Origin of the sequence: Rhodococcus sp. O3, from assembly GCF_048897285.1 — a bacterium.
Classification (GTDB): domain Bacteria; phylum Actinomycetota; class Actinomycetes; order Mycobacteriales; family Mycobacteriaceae; genus Rhodococcus.
In genome coordinates this window covers 25,865-45,669 of sequence record NZ_JBMBTE010000040.1, presented here as the reverse complement: position 1 = coordinate 45,669, position 19,805 = coordinate 25,865, and the positions used below count along the sequence as shown (strand labels likewise).

General features: G+C 63.6%; 15 protein-coding genes. 6 read left to right on the top strand and 9 right to left on the bottom strand.

Translation table 11 applies throughout. The features are described 5' to 3' along the window. The 7 genes from ACN675_RS13690 to ACN675_RS13660 form a co-directional block, all read right to left on the bottom strand. Positions 1-857 (bottom strand): alcohol dehydrogenase catalytic domain-containing protein (locus tag ACN675_RS13690; protein ID WP_420751359.1); only part of this gene is annotated, 857 nt, incomplete at its 3' end. A gap of 37 nt (positions 858-894) precedes the next feature. Continuing rightward, the gene (locus ACN675_RS13685; RefSeq protein ID WP_420751358.1) at positions 895-2,394 is read right to left on the bottom strand and encodes an aldehyde dehydrogenase family protein; all 1,500 of its coding nucleotides are present in this window, start codon (positions 2,392-2,394) and stop codon (positions 895-897) included. Between the two features lie 97 nt (positions 2,395-2,491). Then, positions 2,492-4,129 (bottom strand): sigma-54-dependent Fis family transcriptional regulator, encoded by a 1,638-nt coding sequence (locus tag ACN675_RS13680; RefSeq protein WP_420751357.1) that lies wholly within the window; start codon positions 4,127-4,129, stop codon positions 2,492-2,494. Continuing rightward, positions 4,129-4,332 (bottom strand): hypothetical protein, encoded by a 204-nt coding sequence (locus tag ACN675_RS13675; RefSeq protein ID WP_420751356.1) that lies wholly within the window; start codon positions 4,330-4,332, stop codon positions 4,129-4,131. The genes ACN675_RS13680 and ACN675_RS13675 overlap by 1 nt, the downstream gene beginning before the upstream one ends. 837 nt (positions 4,333-5,169) lie before the next feature. Further along, on the bottom strand, positions 5,170-6,108 hold the full coding sequence (locus ACN675_RS13670) for a LysR family transcriptional regulator (protein ID WP_420751355.1): 939 nt from the start codon (positions 6,106-6,108) through the stop codon (positions 5,170-5,172). Positions 6,109-6,253: 145 nt separating this feature from the next. Then, positions 6,254-6,895, bottom strand: coding sequence for a polysaccharide deacetylase family protein (locus ACN675_RS13665; RefSeq protein ID WP_420751354.1), 642 nt, complete (start codon positions 6,893-6,895; stop codon positions 6,254-6,256). Positions 6,896-7,488: 593 nt separating this feature from the next. Beyond that, positions 7,489-7,953: an RDD family protein gene (locus ACN675_RS13660; protein ID WP_420751353.1), complete on the bottom strand. Its 465-nt coding sequence runs from the start codon at positions 7,951-7,953 to the stop codon at positions 7,489-7,491. A 2,323-nt stretch (positions 7,954-10,276) separates the two neighbouring features. Between ACN675_RS13660 and ACN675_RS13655 the strand changes: the two genes are divergently transcribed. From ACN675_RS13655 to ACN675_RS13640, 4 genes are all read left to right on the top strand, one after another. After that, positions 10,277-11,275: a polysaccharide deacetylase gene (locus ACN675_RS13655; RefSeq protein ID WP_420751352.1), complete on the top strand. Its 999-nt coding sequence runs from the start codon at positions 10,277-10,279 to the stop codon at positions 11,273-11,275. Positions 11,276-11,650: 375 nt separating this feature from the next. Continuing rightward, positions 11,651-12,247, top strand: coding sequence for a polysaccharide deacetylase family protein (locus ACN675_RS13650; RefSeq protein ID WP_420751351.1), 597 nt, complete (start codon positions 11,651-11,653; stop codon positions 12,245-12,247). A gap of 65 nt (positions 12,248-12,312) precedes the next feature. Beyond that, entirely contained in the window at positions 12,313-12,507 is a 195-nt protein-coding gene (locus tag ACN675_RS13645; protein ID WP_420751350.1) for a WhiB family transcriptional regulator, read from the top strand. Between the two features lie 331 nt (positions 12,508-12,838). After that, positions 12,839-13,555 (top strand): hypothetical protein, encoded by a 717-nt coding sequence (locus ACN675_RS13640; RefSeq protein ID WP_420751349.1) that lies wholly within the window; start codon positions 12,839-12,841, stop codon positions 13,553-13,555. An 81-nt stretch (positions 13,556-13,636) separates the two neighbouring features. Here the strand turns inward: ACN675_RS13640 and ACN675_RS13635 are convergent, their stop codons facing one another. Beyond that, a complete protein-coding gene (locus ACN675_RS13635; RefSeq protein ID WP_420751348.1) occupies positions 13,637-14,959 on the bottom strand; it encodes a cation:proton antiporter in 1,323 nt (440 codons plus the stop codon). Between the two features lie 337 nt (positions 14,960-15,296). Here ACN675_RS13635 and ACN675_RS13630 point away from each other — a divergent pair, with 337 nt between their 5' ends. Next, complete coding sequence (locus ACN675_RS13630; RefSeq protein ID WP_420751347.1) at positions 15,297-16,064, top strand: alpha/beta hydrolase family protein; 768 nt, start codon at positions 15,297-15,299, stop codon at positions 16,062-16,064. Positions 16,065-16,660: 596 nt separating this feature from the next. Further along, positions 16,661-17,782: an alkane 1-monooxygenase gene (locus ACN675_RS13625; RefSeq protein ID WP_420751346.1), complete on the top strand. Its 1,122-nt coding sequence runs from the start codon at positions 16,661-16,663 to the stop codon at positions 17,780-17,782. A gap of 679 nt (positions 17,783-18,461) precedes the next feature. On the opposite strand, the gene ACN675_RS13620 is transcribed toward ACN675_RS13625, so the two are convergent. Continuing rightward, positions 18,462-19,745, bottom strand: coding sequence for a benzoate/H(+) symporter BenE family transporter (locus ACN675_RS13620; RefSeq protein ID WP_420751345.1), 1,284 nt, complete (start codon positions 19,743-19,745; stop codon positions 18,462-18,464). Positions 19,746-19,805 lie beyond the last annotated feature (60 nt).

Genomic DNA, 19,805 nt, shown 5'->3' with positions numbered 1-19,805 from the left:
AAACCCGTGATGACGACGGTGCCACCCTTACCGATCACGGCAGTCGCCGCTGCGATCACCTCCTCGTCGACCGTGCCGACCAGGACCAGCGCCTGATCCGCGCCCTGACCCCAGCTCAACTCATTGACCTTCACCGCCGCTTCTTCCGCAGTCGCGAAGGCGTGTGTGGCTCCGAACTTCAATGCTGTCTCCCGCTTGAAGGCAAGCGGATCGACCACGACCACGTACCGTGCCCCGGCCTGCACCGCGCCCTGCACGGCGTTGATGCCGAGGCCGCCGATGCCGTAGACGACGACGATGTCACCGGCCCGGACGCCGCCGGCGTACACCGCGGTTCCCCATCCCGAAGGAACACCGCAGCCGACGAGCACCGCGGTCTCGAGGGGCAGCCAGTCGTCCACCTTGACAACCGAGTGCTGCGAGATCGTCGCCCGTTCGGAGAACGTACCCAGCATGCACATGGCTCCGAATTCTGTTCCGCCGGAACGGAACCGGAAACTGCCATCAGGCATCGATCCTTCGAGGATCGTCGCGCCCATGTCGCACAGGTTCTGTCGGCCGGTGGCACAGTAGCGACAGGTTCCGCAGTTGGGTATGAAGCTGCACACGACGTGATCGCCGGGTTTGACCTTGGTGACCCCGGGCCCGACCTCCTCGATGATGCCCGAGCCTTCGTGTCCGCCGACGATGGGATAGCGAGGCGGGAGGTCACCGTCGGTCAGATGTAGGTCGGAGTGGCACAGTCCCGCCGCGGTGTACTTGATGAGCACCTCGCCGGGGCCGGGGCCATCCAGATCGAGTTCCATGATCTCGAACGGCTTTCCGGCTTCGAGTAGAACAGCAGCCTTGGTCTTCATGTGTCCTCCTGATGAGTTCGGGGTGAGGCCGGAGACGTCAGAGTGCGACGTTGACAGCCTTGGTCTGGGTGTAGAGGTCGATGGCGGCGGCGCCGAGTTCGCGGCCCCACCCGGACTGCTTGTAGCCACCGAACGGCATGGCCGTATCGAAGCCGTTGTACTGGTTGATCCAGACCGATCCGGCCTTCAGCAGGCGTGCGGTGCGGTGCGCCTTCGAGATGTCACGGGTCCAGATGCCGGCAGCCAGTCCGTAGATCGAGTCGTTGGCGGCGGTGACGATGCCGTCGTCGGCATCGAACGGAATCGCGGCGACGACCGGACCGAAGATTTCCTCCCGCACGACGCTGAAGTCCGGCTCCACGTCGACCAACACAGTCGGCTCGACGAAGTATCCAGTCTCACCCCAGCGCTTACCACCTGTCAGAGCGCGCGCGCCGTCCGCGAGTCCGTCGCGGAGATAGCCGGTGACCCGGTCGAGCTGCTCCTGCGAGACGAGCGGACCCAGCTCGGTCGTGGGGTCGAGCCCGGGACCGATCTTGACCCTGCTCGCGGCCTCTGCGACCGCCTCGGTGAAGCGCTCGAAGATGCTGTTCTCGACGTACAGGCGTGTGCCGGCGACACAGCACTGACCGTGGTTGAAGAGCCACGCATTGAGCGAACCTTGAACGGCCGCATCGAAATCGGCGTCGGCGAACACGATGTTGGGACTCTTGCCGCCGAGCTCGAGGGTGACCTTCTTGAGGTTGCCCTTGGCTGCGTCGACGATCTTCTTTCCGACCTCGGTGGAACCGGTGAAGGCGATCTTGTCGACGTCGTCGTGTGCTGACAACGCGGCACCTGCGTCACCGAAACCGGGTACGACATTGACCACGCCGGGCGGGAAGCCGGCCTCCTCGAAGATCTCGGCGAGCAGCAGTGCGGTGAGCGGCGTCTGCTCGGCCGGCTTGAGAATTACCGTGTTGCCGGCTGCGAGAGCGGGTGCGAGCTTCCACGATGCCATGAGCAGTGGGAAGTTCCACGGCACGATCAGCCCGCAGACTCCGACCGGCTCCCTCAGTGTGTACGCGTGGAACTGACCGCCCGGCGCGAACGGCATCGAGACATTGACTGTGCTGCCCTCGATCTTGGTGGCCCAGCCTGCGTAGTACCGGAAGACGTCGGCTGCCCAGGCTGTGTCGACGGCCGACGCGATCGCGGCGGACTTGCCGTTGTCGAGAGCTTCGAGTTGACCGAACTCGGCGGCCCGCTCGGTGAGCAGGTCGCCGACCCGCCAGATGAGACGCTCACGCTCGTTCGGCTTCATCGAGGCCCACGGCCCCTCGTCGAACGCACGACGCGCGGCCCGGACGGCCCGGTCGATGTCGGCGGCCTCACCGTGTGCCACGTCGGTGAGGCGCTCGCCGGTGGCAGGGTCGTATGTGACGAACGTGCGGCCGGATGCTGCATCGACGAACTCACCGTCGATGTACAGCAGCTTGGTGCCGGCGAGGAACTCGCGCACGCGCGGTGAAACCGACTGCTCGGCAACGACAGTCATGCCACAACCTCCTGGATACGATGCATATGATGCGGAACACGTTCATCGTGCTGCGTGGGAGAGTGACGGAACTGTTCAAGCTTTGGACAGCGATCGGTCACACGGTGATGTCGAGCGCCCGGATCCGGCTGTACAACGTCGTGCGGCTGATACCGAGCCGGGCAGCTGCGTGCACCTTGTTTCCGCAACTTTCCTGCAATGCCTCGATGATCGCTTCCCGCTCGGCGCGTTCGCGGCCGCCGAGGCGGGCCACCCGAGCGGGTGCACGGTAGGCCTCGGGCAGGTCCTCGATCCGGATCGGGATGCCGCCCTTGTCGGGAAGTCCCGCGAGGACCGCACGCAGCTCGACGAGATTGCCGGGCCATGTGTGTTCCGACAGCGCAGCCAAGGCGCTGGGGCCCAAACGGATATCCGAACGGCCGAGCTCGATGGCAAGCGCGGTGACGAGCGCCGGCAGTTCACGGGTTCGCTGCCGTAGGGCGGGCACTGCCACCTGTGCGCCGCAGCGGGCAAGCAGGTCCCGCACCGCAGGTCGGACAGTGTCGACGGGATCGGCGGTGAACACGAGTCTCGGTCCGTCGGCGCGCGTGGCGAGCGATCCAAGCAGCGCGAGTACCGAGTTCGGGCTGAGGTGGACGTGTTCGATCAGGACGTGCGCGGGTCCGGTCTCGACGTGCCTGAGTAGTCCGGCGGACCAGGTGCGTTCGCCCTCGGCTATCACGTGTGCGGCATCCACGGCCACGATCGGTCCCGCTGCATACTCTCGCGCGGCCCAACTCCGACCGCTGCCGACCTCGCCGATGATGGCGATTGCGCCAGTGCTGGAACGTAATTCGGCCATACGGGCGCGTATCCGGGAGGCCGCGTCCTGAGGCGTAGCCCGCCGACGCACGGGCGGGCGGCTCTCATCGACATCGAGCAGGAACAGCGCACCGCTCTCGGTGCCGGACACGCGGTTGATGTGAAGCTCGGTGTGCCCGCCCCCGGAGAGGGCAAAGTCGAGCGTCCGAGTCTCGCCGGGCGGCACGTCATCCACGAGCGCGCGCAACGCCACGTGATCACTTGGTTCGAGCAGTTCGACGGCGGCTTTGTTGGTGAGCATGACGTCCTGCCCCATTGCAGCCACGGCCACGCCACGCTGGCGGACCGCGAGCTGGAACGCGTCCATCACGCGGCGATCCGATTCGCGTGCCCCCTCGAGCAGTCGCGCCTCGATATCGCGGACTGCCCGTGCGAGGAATGGCACGAACAGGGGATTGGCCGTCTTCTCGGTCGCGGTGATGTCGAGGATGCCTTCGATTCTGCGCGTGACCGGATGCACAATCGGGTGACCGTAACAACTGAACTGCCGGAACGACTCGAGGAAATGCTCGTCGCCGTGAACAACGAGACCCTGACGCACCTCGAGGGGGGTCCCGAGCGCGTTCGTCCCGTACGTCTCCTCGGATAGCGCGACACCGGGCAGCACCCCGACATCTTCCATCGCGGACCTCATCGCGTCCGAGTCGAACACCCGCGAGACGACGCAGCAGTTGCGATCGACGAGCAGGATCCCACATTCCGTGCCTGCCAGCTGCACCCGTAAGTCATCGAGCACAGGTCGGGCGGCCTGCAGCAACCGTTCTGCCGAGTCCGCCGGGGCGAGCAGGGTCGGTTCGGGGACCTGTGCCGGATCGATGCCACTGAGCTGCGAGCGCTTCCAGGACAGTTCGATCTCCGGCCGTAAGGCGTGCATCACCGTTCCCCTTCCAGTCGTATCCGGCGATCAGCGGGAAGCGACAGCGCCCACGTCACGACCCTGCTGGTTGCGGCCGCCGGGATCTCACCGATCGGGCACGCGGACCTGGAGATCTTGTAGTCGGCGAAACGCTCGGTGCGGCACTCGCGCGTCTCGCCGCGATCGATGGGCTGTGCTTCTTCGTGCTTTCGGATCCACACGATGAGGTCCTCACCGTACTCGCTAGCGTGGGCTCACGGACCGGGGCATCGGTGACGTCCAGATGGGTGTAGAGCAACTTCTCGATCTCGCATGGGCGATGATTGTCTCGCGGATCATCTTATCTACGATGCATCCTGTCTTTGATGCGTCCAGGGTTGCGACGCAGCCGATTCGTCATCGCGACTCCTTTCCCGGCACAGGCCACGGCGCCCACGACAGGCCCCTGTCGGCGCCGACCGGCAAACGTACTCACACGAGTGTGTTCCAGGTAATATTCGCCCATCCCAGACTCGGTAACTGTTCAGATTCTGAACACCGAGAACCGCCGATGTGGGTAACGCGGCAACGGTCACAGTAGTACGACGCGAGTTCGGTGGAGCCGCGACCGCGATCGGACTGGAGGGCACCAACACCAGATGTAGGTGGGGGTGCACGGCGACGCGAGTCCGCTCAGTCGCAGGTGTGGCCTCGGCGTTGACGGTGTGGGTCGACGAGGGCTGGTGGGCAGCGCGTTCAACTGGGTCGCCACTGGCCTTGTGCGGGCTGCCGGCTCGGCCTGGCAGCCGTACATCGGTGCGGCAGAGTTAATCCTCCGCCGTCGGTGAGGATAGGCCGCAGGGCTAGCGAGAGGACTCCGGTCATGCCGCTGTCGGGGCCGCGGTATCGATGCGTCCGATCCTCGTGTGGAGGGAGTTGTCCTGTAGGTGAAAGGGGGAGGAGTGGACCGCTAACAACGCTCGGCCACGTCAGCCTTTGACACGCCCAGCCAAGCGCCGAGATGTTCGCAAACAGAGTAGTGGTCGTCGGCGACACTTTGGACCGCCGCTGTCTTTCATCTACACCTTGTCTGGACGCGTCGGGCATGCGTTTCGCCCTTCCCCGACATGCACTTCGCTGTCGAGCAATGGGTGTAGTAGCGGCGGTGTCGTGTGGCGTAGCCAAAGCGCCTGGACCGGGGCCATAGGGGGGTCCTGGATCGGTATCACCACCGCTTGGCCGTGGTGATACACCCCCGGTTCGGCAGTCACGAACGCGAAGTGGTCGTTTCCGATCACCGCAGTGGTCGGGGCGGTTCCCTGGATGTGGTTGACCACACTCTTCGGCTCGAAACCGGCGCGGCGGCACACCGCCATGAGGAAGTCTGAGTAAAAAGATTCGCCGGGTGGACCCCACAGGATCAGACTCTCACCAGCAAGATCGTGCATGGTGACCAACTCCTTCGCTGCGAGCGGATGCGCAGCAGAGACGGCTATGTTCAGTACCGTGTACGCCACGACCGCGGCAGCCACATTGCGTGGTGTGGTGGTGCCTCGCCGCAGTCCGACGGTGGCTGCCCCCTCGCGGATGGCAGGTACCAGTTCGTCGGGAAAGCACTGGCGGGCGGTGAGTGAGGCCTGGGGAAAGGCGCGCCGTATGGGCTCGGAGATGTCGAAGACTTCATCCGAGCTGATGGCAGGGGTGTGAGCGATGATGAGATGGTCGCGTTCGCATGCGGCCGCGGCGCGTGTGGCTCGTGCGAGTGCCTCTGTGGCGTCGAGGATCGGCAGGCCGCCGTCGCGAAGTACCTTGCCGGCGGGTGTCAGTGCGATCGAGCGACCATTGCGTGAAAGCAACGGCACTCGGAGGTCTCGTTCGAGTGTCTTGATCGTGCTGCTGACGGCTTGCTGTGTGAGCTGCAGTTGTTCCGCGGCCCTTGTAATGTTCAGGTGCTCGGCAACGGCCATGAACTGGCGAAGCCGGTGAGTATCCAGGTAAGCGTCCGACATATTCGTCATCACTGTCTGTCAAGGTTCCTGCTGCTGCTCAAACATCGGAAACGGCGGGCTGGGCATTTCGGTTGACGTCGAAGTCCTCGTCCTGAGAGCGGTGCCTCGACTGTGCGTCGCGGAGGATGCCCCGGGGGTGGGCAGCTTGTCGCTGTCATGGAAAGGTCGGCTGGGGTAGGTGCGTGAATCGCACTCCTTGTTCTCGTAAGCGTGGTATCGCTGTTCTGAGTCCTGCGCCGGTGCCCCCGAAAGGACGATCCATGTGCAGCAGCACGATGGCTCCGTCGGGTGCATCGGCCAACGCATCGGCGACCTGGCGGGGAGTGGCTGTAGCTCCACGGTCTGCGTTGACGGTGCACCCGGCGAGTGCAAACCCCAATTCCGTTGCGATCTCGACAGCAACGTCGTCGTAGTATCCGGTACCCGGGCGGAACCACCGTGGCTGTGTCCCGGCCAGGTCGGCAAGTGTCTGCTGGTTGTCCAGGATTTCCTTCACCACCTCATGTGCGCTTGTCGTTCCCACGACTCCGACGGCCGCACGTCCGGTAACCGACAACGGCACATGGCGAGTGCCGTGATTACCGATCTGGAACAACGGATCGGATGCGAGGATTCGTGTCAACTGTGGGTGGTCTCTGACCCACCGTTCGTTGAGGAACAGCGTCGCGGGAACGCCTTCGCGGCGAAGAGTATCGAGCAGTGCGACGTCGGCGAGAGACGCGTTCGCATCACCGCAGGCGTCGAACGTCAGCGAAATGGTCGGATACTCGTGTCCCGATGGGACGGCGGTGTGCACACCGGGCAGTTGCGTCCCCCATTCGCGCGGCACACGATTCGAAAACCGGGATCCGATTCCCGTATCGTCAACTGTTGCCCTGTTCGGGCTCGTAGCCGTAGGCGCAGCCTGAGATGGTCGGAGCTCGTGCTGGGTGGTATCCGAGCCGTTTCCACTGCAGGCGCTGCTCACCGTTGCTGCAGCAGCCCACAACATCAGATCTCGCCGCGAGAGCTCCGCCCTTGTACGCCTCTTCATGTGTGCCCTAGTGGTCGAAGGTATTTCGTTCCTCGCCAGCGCATTCTTCTGCTTCGATAGGCTGTGGCTGCAAGACGTCCGGGTCGTTGCAGGAGTGTTGTGCTGGCTTGCGGGGCTATTCGCCGGCGCCGCGGTTGGGGCTGGGGTTGGTGCAGATTGTTCCTTCGCAATCGGTGCCGGCGTTGTCGGAGTCCGGTGGGGTGACGCTCGTCGAGGTCGATGCAGTATGGCTGCTCGTCACGGGTGCGACGGTGCTGTCGTCGTTGCAGGCCGCGGTCAACGGCGTGAATGTTGCCACAGCAAATACGGGGGCCGTCCTCCGGATCATGGCCTGCCTTTCGGTGTCGTTCGGAGCGTCAGCGCCCGAAGCGCACCCAGGTGCCGCCGGCCAATCGGTCGTGAATGCCCTGCTTCGAGACATCGCTGTGTACGGTGACGGCAATGATTATCCGAAGAGCCAAGTCGACGACGCCACCGACGTAAGGGATCACGCTGCTGATCATGAACAGGTTGCGGACGGCTGCCTGCGTCATGGTGGGTTTGTCGGAGCTGGGACCGTACACACGGATCCCCAGTAGCATCTTTCCTGGAGTAGCCCCGATGAGCGTTTCACATGCGACGAAGTAGGCGAAACCAGCCAGCGCGGTAGCGGCAATGGTGCCGACGAGATCATTCCCTTTGCCCATGCTCATGAGAACCACGAACAGGACTACTCCGACGATGAGAGCGTCGATAATGCGTGCTGCGAACCGGACACCCAGACCTGCGGGTCGTGTCTCTGGCTCGCGTCGGTGTTGCGCACGCGGTTCCGGCATTGTCATCAGGTACCCCTTGTGTTGACCACTCGAACGGACGAGTTCGAATACGTGTGGCCGAATTACTCTTCCACCGATCCGTCGAACAGATGTGATTGAGCATCAAGATCGACAACGGCGACTGGACAATAGCCGATTACGGACAAATTCGGGTGATGGTAGAGGCGGGTATGTCGCACCTCGGTTTTCCATGCCATGTGGTATGGAATTCGTCTCCAGCTATTTCTGCTGGTAGATCCTGGATGGAAGCGATTCGACAAATCCTACTTGTAGAACCCACGGACTTCGTTGTTGACACCACTTTCAGGAGGACGCTGTGATGGCCTCGGTCACACCTTCGCTCTTGAAGAAGGAATTAACGCCGGTCCGAGATGGAGAAGGCGTCCAGTGGGTCGAAGCCTGCGGTGTTGTACCGACGGGCTGCATTGGGCTGCGCGGTCCGGTGGGCCCGATGTCGTGATCGGTACCGGCGTCCGCGGCCCGATAGGCGATCTTCCGTCTCGTCTCCTGAGCCGCCGCTGCGGGCAGTGCTGCGAAAGGACGCCGGCATCGCATCGATCGGTGGGGCCACACCGACGGTGGGATGGTGCTGGTGGTGTATGATTCGCCCTCCTCGAGGACTCATGGTCACCTGCTGTCGCCGTGGCACTTCCTATCCGATAGGTGTCGGACCCGCGCTCGTCCTGCACCGCAACGTGGTGTTCCATGTCCGGGGTGGGTGATCCGCGACCTTCTCGGATTCGTCGCGGTCAGCCATGGACATCGCCCCGAGCATCGTCCTGCTCACCCGCGGCGTGCGTGTGTTACCCCTGTCCCCGATCCTGTCCGCGATCGGGCTGTGGTCGTGATTGCTTCCGCGTTGGGCATCGACACACCACAATCCAGCAGCCGGCAAAGACCTGTCGACGCGCAGGCGGGTCCAGCCGTCCACGGTCGCCGCGTCACCCAGGGTGTCGCCGACGTAGTCACTGGCAACGGTGATCGCATCGGTGCGCAGCCGGCGCCCCTGCGTCGGAGGGGACGGCGATGGCGTTGGCGGTGGCGCCGTTGCTGCCGGTGACGAGGCCGCAGTCGATGTCGCGCAGCGGTGCCCGGGCAGGGAGGGCAGGGTAGGACGGGCTCGGGGCAGGGAGCGGAGCGGGGCTGGGACCAACGAGGTTGACCACAGGGGTGACCGGTGGCGTGATCGTGTCGGCTGAGGCGCTGGACGAATGCGTGATGGCAGCCGAAGGATGAGCGGTCGTCGAGGGTGCCGCGGTGCAATCGGTGCTGCTGCATCCGGTGGCCACTGTGGCGACGGCAGCGGCGGCGGTGAGGGCTGCTCGCGCACACAGGCGCATTCGGTCTCCTTGTGTTGTGGGTGTGACAGCTGGGAACCGCGTCGTCGCAGGTATCCCGCCGTGGAATCCTGTGGTCGGTCGGTGGGAACTGCGAGCGTGGGACACATGCGGAGGCGGCGACGTGGGCGGTGGACCCGCGCGACGTGTCCGGCCTCGGTGTCGACTCTGCTGCGACAGCAGCGATACTTGTGAGACTTCATCTTGACGGTAATTACCGGTGATGTCCCGTCCGGAACTTCGGTGCCGAAACCTCGGCGTCGTGAACCCGTTTTTCGCTATTCCGATGTCCATTCGCAGCGTGCCGGATTAAATCGTATCGGTCTTCGGGATCTGCTTGTCTCCCATTCGAACTCGAAATCCAGGATGCGGCACGCCTGCCATGCCGACGATCGCGAACTTCCCCATGTCAACTTCACTGAATCTCCTGCACAAGAAACTCCGTGCCCTCGACAAGTGAAATTTGTAGCAGCGTGCAAGCCTTCACGCTACCTGCGGGTTTCCGTGTTTCGCGGGCAGATCGCAGGGAGGTGTGGTGTGGAATGTCGCATTGCTCACGCTGTGTCCTGTTCTTGACCGCCCGATTCGTGGGTTAAGTTGCCCTCTGCGACCTGCCGATCCGTCAACGGCCCGCCTCGGCGCCGGCCTCAGCGAACCCCCGATCGCCGCGGATCGGCAGGTCCACCACGGAACCAAGTGCTTTGGCAAAAGTCCGTGCATCGTCCAGATGCACTGGCGCAGGGCATGAGTGTCGGTTGCGAGCGCAGGTCTGGAATCGATGGGAAGGGTATCTGGGGCATGGCAACACGGGGGATTCGAGCGACGATGGCGATTGTGTGGGCTTCCTTTCTCTGTGCCTGCACGATGGTCCGCGATGGCGGCACTGCTGCCGACAAGGATGGAACTACAAATACCCCAATGGATCTGGTACTCGGTCCGGCACAGACCGCGATACCGGAACCGGTGAAGGTGCGTGTCGAGCGAATGTTCCGATGACTCGCCCGACAGAAGGTCAGAGACCACCGCAGTTCGTGTTGTTCTCTTTCGATGGCGTTGGCCTCACGCCGAACTGGGGCATGTTCCTCGACGCCGCTGATCGCGTCGACGCCCGATTCACCGCCTGGATGACCGGTCTGCACTTCCTCACCGATGAAAACGCGCACCACTATCAGGGGCCGGGGCCTGCAGCGGGTAATGCGACGATTGCCTTCGGGGGTGACGAAAATGCGGTGCTCGAACAAATCCGGTATCTCAATCGTACCTGGCAGGCCGGCCACGAGAGGGGAACGCATTACGTCGGCCATTTCTGCAGCGGCAGCGGCTATCACGGTGACCAATGGACAAGCGCAAACTGGGCACACGAGCTCGACCAGTTCTTCTCGTTGATGACCAACGGCATCACCACCGGGCCTGATCTGTCCTTCGTTCCGGACGAGGTGCGCGGCGGCCGCACCCAATGTCTGGAGGGCGAACTCGACCAACTGATCCCGGCATGGCATCAGTACGGTATGAAGTGGGATTCGTCAATGCCCGCGTCCGAGCCCGGCATCGCCTGGCCTCGGATGATCGATGGAATCTGGGAATCCCCAATCCCCTATGTGTATTCTCCGCCGCTGGGCAAGAACCAGACCGCCCTCGACTACAATTTCTGGTACACCCTTACCGGCGCGAAGGAACAGCCACACACCGCCGAGCGGGCAGCCGAGATCACCATGGGAACCTATCGGCACACGTTCGAGGAACAGTACAACGGCAACAGGGCATCGTTGGTCATCGCGAATCACTTCAACGACTGGAACGGTAGCGCGTTCAACCCGGCTACCGCCGACTTCATGGCCGAGGTGTGCGGGCTTGTCGATACCTACTCGCCACCTACTCCGACGTCGTGGCGTGGATGGAAATCCAAGACCCGCACCTACTCGCCGCCTGGCAGAATCTGCCGGTCGGCGCCGCCGCGGCTCCGAGCATCTGAGTTCGGAGCAGTCGGATGAAGGTACTCCTATGAGCGACAGCACTCCCGCCGCGTTCCCTGCTTCCGCGCTGGACCCGTCCTGGAGAGCACACAGGGTCTCTGACCGCGCCAACATGGCGCGGCGCCGCGTACTCGCCCTCGGTGCTCTTGCCATCCCCGCTGTGGTCGCGGCCTGTGGTCACCGCAGCGCTACGGTAGCCGGCCATCCCGAACCCGCCTCCGCTGCAGACCGACCACCTGCCGCATTCCTGACCCGACCGAGTGCGGCCACCGCACAATACCGACCGCCGCCGTCGATGCGAGCAGGTACACAGGACGAGTTCCGCAGCAGTGGGGAACGGACCTTCCGGGCATCGAGTCGACACTGCCACGTCCAGCGCGCGGGACTCGAACCATGGCGTTGACCTTTGATGCTTGCAGTGGGGCCCACGGCTCGGCCCTCGACGGAGGGGTCCTTGAAGCGCTTGCTGAGTACGCGATTCCGGCGACGGTGTTTCTCAACGAACGGTGGATCAGGGCCAATCTCGCTGAGGCCGAAAAGCTTGTCGCAAATTCGATACTGCGCGTTGAGAACCACGGCTCTGCTCATGTTCCGCTCTCGGTCACCGGACGGGTCGCGTACGGGATCGCCGGCACGCTGAACGCGGCCGGTGTGATCGAGGAGATCGAATCCAACCGAGAATTCCTGCGTCGCCTCGGCGTCGAGAGCAACTGGTTCCGTGCCGGCACCGCACACTACGAGGATGTCGCCGTGTCCATCGCGCACGATCTCGGAGTCCGGATCGCCGGCTTCACGGTCAATGCCGACTTCGGTGCCACTGCCTCCGCGACAACGGTCGAGACGCAGGTGCTCACGGCACCGGATGGCGCCATTGTCCTTGCGCACATGAACCAGCCGAAATCTGGTACCGCATCGGGGCTGCGATCCGCGCTCGCCGCGCTCGTCGACAGCGGCGTGAGATTTACACATCTTGATGGGGGCATTCTGTGACTGGGTTACCCAAATCGGAGGGCGGACCATCGTCCGGACCCGATGCGGATTCGGCAGGGCAGCGCATGAGCGCGGTGTGCAGTCACTCGGCTCACTCTGCGTCGCCGACGCTGAAGGCGTTGAACTTCTGCCGACAGTGCCCGGTTGCCGCGCAATGTCTGGAATACGCACTGAGACACGACGACCGTTGGGGGCCTGTGACGGCCATGAATTACCATTGGGCAGAAGGGGATTCGAGCGATCTCGCACCCTGCTCGTGAGAGGGCCGGACACCGAGGGCACATGTGGCAGTGACGGCGCGGACCGGGGACCGGCTGCTGACCCGAACCCGTGTCCGGGACGCAACCGCTGATCGAACGAGCGCAGATGTGAGGAACTGTCATGGCACACACCACTTCGTATGCACCGTGGCCGGGACGATCCGACGTGGCCTGGGCGACCGCAGACGATGTGTTTGCCGCTCCGTGGCCGCAGCTCGGGCAATGCCCCGGCATTCCCGACGTCGACACTCCCGAGGCTTTCCGCCGGCACGTGCGCATCCCGTTTCCGGAGGGATGCCTACTGTGCGCTGTGTTGGGAGGACTCGTCGGAGTGCTGCTGCTCACCGTCGTCTTGCCGACCCCGGTTGAGGTCCAGAATCCGACGTGGGTGATCGCCATCTGGTCGGCTGCTGTACTTGCGCTGGTGATCGCACTCGTCGGGTACGTGCGTGGTGCGTCAGCGCTTCCCTTCGCGTCCCGCCGTGCCTATTCCAGGATGCGGGCTCGGCTACATCTACTCGGACGGGTGTACCCTGCACGGTCGTCCACCGGGACAGAAGCGTTTCGCATAGACGCTGGTGGCGTGTGGCAGGACACCTCAGTCGTCATCGACACCGCTCTCGCTGCCGACGACGCCGCCCGGTTGCTGAGGGCCTTCGACCTCTGGTTCACCGTCCTCGAGAACGACGCCCTCGCTTGTCGCGCCGCCCAGCTCCGCTTCGGTTCCGCCACAATCGTCACGAGCGAGGAGATCTTCGGTCCGGGCGCGGTGGGCGGATACCTTGTACTGGACCAGTACTCCGGCACCATCGGCTGGCGCTTGCTTGTTGCCGGCCGCCCGCTGAATCCTCTGGTCGGCCCGTATCGCGGGGGCGAAATCTTCGCTGTCGCGGATCCCAGGGCTCCGGAGGAACCTCAGTCCTGCTCCATTTCCCACGCCGATGACTCCGGTCATCTCCTTGAACGTGTGGCAACAGCTGTGGCGCTGTCTGCAGCGGTCGGCGGCATGTTGTGGTTCGGCTGGGTGATCACCTCCGGTCCATGGTGAGGCCGTCGTCACAGCATCATCGTGATCTGGCACCTGCCTCCGGATGGATTGCCGGTGCACCGACCACGGTGCGCGGACGCCTCAGGATTGCGGTGTGGCGGAGACCTCTCGAGAGTGGCGTCTTCCGACTCGATCGACTGTGAAGCCGTGGAAGGCGATGCTGCCGAGGACGGTGGCGGCCATGACATAGAGCACAAGCGACGCGTCGTCGATATCGTCGATGCCTCGCCACGCCAGGAGCCCGAATACGATCGACGCAGTGCCTCGCGGCCCGAGCAGCGAGATGGCGCGTCGGTCGGGAGCCGGCAGATCGGACCCGAGGAGCGAGAAGCGAACCGGGATGATCCGGAGGGCCGTCAACGCCACCGCTGCATACACGAACACCTCCCCTCCGGGTACACCCAGCTCGAACAGGTAGGACACGGTGGCCCCGAACAGGAACCACATCGCCATACTGCTCAAGATGGCGAGGTCCTCCGCCAACTCCAACTCGGACTCGTCGAGTGTGCCGCCGCCGATCGTGGTCCGTGTTGCGTGGTAGGCGATACCACTGACGAACGCGGCGATGAATCCGTTCGCCGACAACCCGCTAGCGGCGGCATAGGCCAGAAGCGTCAGAAGTACCACGCCGATGCGGACACACCGCAGTGTGGTGAGGGCACGGCTGGTCGCCGATCGTGCCAGCCAGGCTCCTCCGAATCCGCCGGCAGCACCGACGACACCAGCGGTCATCGACGACTGGAAGCCGTGCACAATCGCTTCACCAGTGCCTTCCCTGGCGTGATTTTCTCCCAGCGTCGCGAGGGCAACCACGAACACCGGCGCGACGATGTCGTCGTTGTAACCGCTCTCGACGTTCAGGGTTCGACGTACTCGCTCCGGCAGTCGACTATCGTGTAGTAGACCCGATGCCGGTGCGAGATCGGTCGGTACGACCACGCATGCGACCACGACGAGCACGGCTATCGAGGTGGACGGCAACAGAACTGTTCCGAGCACCACGGCGCCGAGCAGCGTGAGGGGTAACGCCACAGCCGGCAGTCGCGCGGACACAGCGCGCTCCCCGCCGAAGAGTCCGCCACGAACCTCGGTGGCATCGACGAACAAGAGCAGCGCCAGGATCAGCTCGACCGCATGCTCGGTGGCTGATTCATCCAGGAGGTCGGCCAAGTCTTCGTGCATCAGTCTCGATACGACGATCCCGACCGTGACCATCACCAATGGAGCGGTTAGTCGAATCCGTGCGATCACCCGCGACCCGAGTGCGCACAGTAGACCCACGCACGAGCCCACACGACGAACGCGTCCACCGCATCTCGCTTGAAGCAATTTCGCCGAGTGATCGGACATGTCGATCTTGACGGGCTGCGCCACAATCCGCACGCGTGTGTACCCGATGCTCACATAAATCGATGTACCGGGGATTGTACGAGTCCTCGCATTTTCGACGGAACGGGAAGCCGGTGGAGTCCAATGCGGGGATTTCAACAAATTCCGCTTGTTGTCACCGCGGTTCCGCTTGTTTTTCTCCTCACCTCGGTTGGGCATATTGTGCAGGATTGCAACAGGAACGGCGTCGGTAGATTTCCGCGCTTCGACAACAAAGGTGTGCCGAATGAAGTCGACCCGATCGATAGGTCCGAGAACCGTCGTGCTTCTGACAGCTGCGGTCCTCACTGCCGGCTGCTCGGAGTCGCATAGCGGCGGTGCTGAGGCCGCGCGCGTCATGGCGCCTGAAGTAATGCGTGTCTCTTACGGCGAGGGCGCCGACAACTTCGGGATCCTGCACCTGCCCGGTGGTGAGGGACCGCACCCGGTGGTGGTCATGGTGCACGGTGGGGGCTGGCTCGAAGAACACGATCTGTCGTATTTCGAGCCGCTCTCACAATCGCTCGCAGACGAAGGCGTAGCGGTCTGGAACATCGAGTACCGTCGCGTCGACGGCGCCGGAGGATGGCCTGCGACTCTCGCCGATGTTGACGACGCCACCGAAGCGCTTGCGGTATCGGTGCAGGAGGCGGCCGGCGGCCGCCTCGACCTGGGCCGGGTGCACCTCGCAGGACACTCCGCAGGCGGACATCTCGCTGCTTGGATAGCCGGACGCCATACCCTGCCCCCGGACGCCCCGGGCACGCAACCGCAGATTCGTCCGGTGAGCGCGACCATCATGGCGGGGGTGTTCGACCTGTCGCTCGCAGCCACGGCCGGACACGACAAATTCGTGCGCGGGTTGCTCGGCGGCATGCCCGAGGACCATCCCGACCGCTACGCCATCGCTTCGCCGATCGAGCATCTCCCCGTTGGTCTGGCGGTGACAGCTGTGCACGGGACTGCCGATCGGACAGTGGATCCGGTGCAGTCACGCAAGTACATCGAAGCATCGCAGGCCGCTGGTGATCCGGCCGAACTGCGCCTGCTCGACGGTGTCGGTCATGGCGACTTCGGAAACGTCGACTCGCCTGCGTGGGGTGCCGCGAAGCGGATCATCTTGGACCACGTGGGCGGTTGAGAACGTTCGCGGCCAACCGCTAGTGATCCCGCCGATGGCGCGGGCCATGGACTCCGGGCATCCGACGAAGGCACGATATGAGCAGTGATGAAACAGCCGATGATCCCACGTCATCCAGAACGATGCCGGCGGAACGGAATACAAGGAGATCAGCGGGATCCGCGAGGATCGTGGCGGGCGGGGGTGCTGCAATGGGGAGCACCGGTGGATTCATCCGGCGGCCCCGCTGGCCGCGCCGGTCTACGTGACGCTGGTTGTAACCGGTGTGGTGCCGAATGGGCTGTGGTGTCGTATCTTCACGTCTTCGGTGTGCGGGATGAGTTTCACGCCGAGCCCGCCACGGGATTGCGGTACGAATACCGAGAGTCTTCGGGGGCAGGAGACGGTCCAGGCAGTAATTCCTATCCCTGGCATTCGTTCGAAACGACGTCCCCAATGATGTTGGTTCCAGTTGCGCCATTTCTCGGTGACTGTGGTCAGGGCCTTTTCACCCTCATCGCCGCCGGGGTCCATTCGGATATTCCATGCGGTATCGGGTAGGGTACGAATTATTGGTAGTTTCGTCGGCGGGGGCGTAGAAGAGTTTCGGAAGAAGTGTGCTCGTGCAGTGGAGAGACCCCAATCGATACCTGTGGCTGTGTGCACTGCTCATACCGCTGAGTCCGTTCCTCGCCTGGGTGCTCGTCCGTTGGCTGAATCTTGGATTGTTCTGGGCGGCAGGAGCGCTGGTCATAGCAGTGCTGGTTCCGGTAGTGGACAGACTTGCCGGTGCGGACAAGACCAACTTGCCGGAGGAAGCGTTGCGCGTCCTGGAGCATGATCGCTATTACCGATGGTGCACGTACGCATATCTTCCGTTGCAGTACGCCGGTATGGTGTTCGCGTGCTGGATGTGGACCACTGCGCCGATGGGTCCCCTCGAGCGGTTCGCGCTGGCCGCTACCGTTGGCGTGGTCGGCGGGGTGGGAATCAATGCCGCCCACGAGTTGGGGCATAAACGCACCGATCTCGAACGCAACCTGGCCAAGATCGCTCTTGCGCAGTCCGGTTACGGTCATTTCTTCGTCGAGCACAATCACGGTCATCATCTGCGGGTGGCAACTCCCGATGATCCCGCTTCGGCCAGGTTTGGCGAATCCTACTGGCGCTTTCTACCCCGCTCGGTGCTCGGTGGTCTGCGTTCGGGGTGGCGACATGAACGGGTACGACTGGCTCGCCGCGGCCGATCGTGGTGGAGTGTGCGTCACAACACCCTTCTTCAAGGATGGGCCTTGACGTTGATCCTGTTCATCTCGTTGATAGCTGGGTTCGGCTGGGCGGTCGCTCCGTGGCTCGCCGTTCAAGCGGTGATGGCCGTGATGTTCCTCGAAGCCGCCAACTATCTCGAGCATTACGGATTGCTCCGCGACATCCGCCCCGACGGATCCTTCGAGCGGGTCGCTCCGCGGCACAGCTGGAACAGTGATCACCGGTGCAGCAACGTGTTTCTGTACCATCTGCAACGACACAGCGATCACCATGCCAATCCGCTTCGGCGCTATCAGACTCTGCGTTCGATGAGCGAAGCTCCGCAGTTGCCCGCTGGCTATGCGGTGATGATTTTGTTGGCCCTCGTGCCACCCTTGTGGCGCGCTGTTATGGACAAGCGGTTGCTCGCCCATTACGGCCACGACCTGACTCGTGTACATACACTGCCGGGAAGCTGCCGGAACCGATGATATGAATACGGACAGATGAATCGCGGCAGATGCCGACGCCGGCGACCGATGCCCGGCACCGTCATCTCGGCGTGATCATCGATGCGCTCGGTGCCGAGACCGGTGGAGACGTGTCATTGTCCGACGAAGGCGTTGTCGCGTATGGAGGCGAGAAAGTCTGTGCAGCAGGCGCAAGGACATCGAACTCGTCAGCGATGTAGTCCGAGCGTGCCGGTCGTGTGGAGTCGATACCTGGACAGCATTCCTCGCTGCGTCGTGAGCTTCTCGCCCGGAGCTCCTGTCGTGAAGGGCAGAAGGTCCACGCCAGCGCGACTGTCAACACCGAACACGCACATTGCCGATGGTGCAGTAGGTCTGTGCGGTGACGGAGGCGGGCAGCGTCTGCATCCGCGGCAGGTACCGGTTGATGTCGCGTCGAGCGGGCGACGACGGCGATCGCGGCGACCGATACCGGTACGTGGTCAGCGACAACGCCCTGCCGAGGACCAATAGCAGGAGAGGCGGGGCAGCGGCATCGAGAATCCCCACCCTGTAATCCTGTGTGTGACAGCTCCTACGAACACCAGAACGATGAGGATGAGCTCGAGCATGCTTCACGGTCCCTGCTGTCCGGTGCGGCGACGACCCGTTCGGATCGTCGCCGCACCTTCGGGAACCGGCTGTGCAGCGCGTCGCGCTCTCAGTGGATCCCTTCTCCGGCAAGCGGATCCGGTCGGGTATCGGGGTCCACGGTGCACCTGGTGTTTGCGGTGTGGACGGGATGACGTTTCATCGTGGGCAAGCCCAGAATGGCGTACACGGCACTGCCCGCGAGTAGCCCCCAGAACGCGCTGCCCACGCTGACGAGGACGATGCCTGACATGGTGACCGCGAGTGTTGTGAGGGCCGAAACCCCGGTTCGGGTGTCGCCGCCCGTTGCTCCCTTCAACGCGGTGAGTGTCGATGCGAGGAGTGCAACTGCCGCGAGTGTCGTGATTGTCTCGGACGGTATCGACTGGAAGCCTGCGACGAGGAAGCTTCCGAAGATGCCCACGAGTACGTATGCGGTACCCGCGGAAAGCCCTGCTATGTAACGGCGATTCCGGTCCCGATGCGACTCGGGGCCGACAGCGATCGCCGCTGTGATGGCCGCGATGTTGATGCCGTGATTGCCGGCCGGGGCAAGTAGGGCGGAAACCGTCGAGATGGATCCGACGAGAAGTCGATCGTTGGGGACGTAGCCTTCTGAGCGAAGCAGCGCGAGCCCAGGTGCGTTCTGTGAGGCCATCGTGACGATGAACAGTGGAAGCCCGATGCTGATCAACGCGATGACGCTGAAGGTCGGCATCGTGAAAAGCGGTCCTGTAATCGTCAGCCCGACACTCATCGTCTTGAAGGCGCCGGTGACGGCCGCGGCTGCCACTCCCGCGATCAGCGCCGCCAGCACGGCGTACCGGTCGAAGTACCGCTTGCCGACGAAGTAGGTGACGATCACGCTCCCAGCCAGCACCGGAGCCGCCTGGAACGCGGAACCGGCCGAGATGACGAAGGGCAGGAGGATGCCGGCCAGCAGGGCTTGCAGTACCGGGGTGGGCACGCGATCGAGTAGCCTCCCGAACCACCCCGTGTATCCGACGACCGCCGCCGCGATCGAGGCCACGAGGAACGCGCCGACGGCGTCGGAGAAGCTGAACCCGCCCAGCGACGCGATCAGGAGGGCGGCACCCGGCGTCGACCAAGCCACGATGATCGGCATTCGCGTGAACAGGCTCAATACGATGCTGCAGACGCCGTTGCCGATGGACACGGCCCACACCCAGGAGGCGGTCTGCGCTTCGTTCAATCCGGCTGCGCGGGTTGCTTCCAGCACGATGAGGAAGGGGCCGGAATAGTTCACTAGTGCCGAGATCACCCCGGCGACGAGCGCAGACGCAGAAACGTCCTCGAGTACCGAGCGCAAGCCACTCATGCGACGTTCTTCCATGGGAAGTCCACACCGGACAACGGGGGTAACGTAGTTGACAACGAGACAGTAACGTTATCC

Excerpts from the sequence above, each read along its gene's own strand:
- ACN675_RS13685 (WP_420751358.1), bottom strand. The coding sequence starts at position 2,394 with ATGACTGTCGTTGCCGAGCAGTCGGTTTCACCGCGCGTGCGCGAGTTC.
- ACN675_RS13680 (WP_420751357.1), bottom strand. The coding sequence starts at position 4,129 with ATGCACGCCTTACGGCCGGAGATCGAACTGTCCTGGAAGCGCTCGCAG.
- ACN675_RS13670 (WP_420751355.1), bottom strand. The coding sequence starts at position 6,108 with ATGACGAATATGTCGGACGCTTACCTGGATACTCACCGGCTTCGCCAG.
- ACN675_RS13660 (WP_420751353.1), bottom strand. The coding sequence starts at position 7,953 with ATGACAATGCCGGAACCGCGTGCGCAACACCGACGCGAGCCAGAGACA.
- ACN675_RS13655 (WP_420751352.1), top strand. The coding sequence starts at position 10,277 with ATGACTCGCCCGACAGAAGGTCAGAGACCACCGCAGTTCGTGTTGTTC.
- ACN675_RS13650 (WP_420751351.1), top strand. The coding sequence starts at position 11,651 with ATGGCGTTGACCTTTGATGCTTGCAGTGGGGCCCACGGCTCGGCCCTC.
- ACN675_RS13645 (WP_420751350.1), top strand. The coding sequence starts at position 12,313 with ATGAGCGCGGTGTGCAGTCACTCGGCTCACTCTGCGTCGCCGACGCTG.
- ACN675_RS13630 (WP_420751347.1), top strand. The coding sequence starts at position 15,297 with ATGCGTGTCTCTTACGGCGAGGGCGCCGACAACTTCGGGATCCTGCAC.
- ACN675_RS13620 (WP_420751345.1), bottom strand. The coding sequence starts at position 19,745 with ATGGAAGAACGTCGCATGAGTGGCTTGCGCTCGGTACTCGAGGACGTT.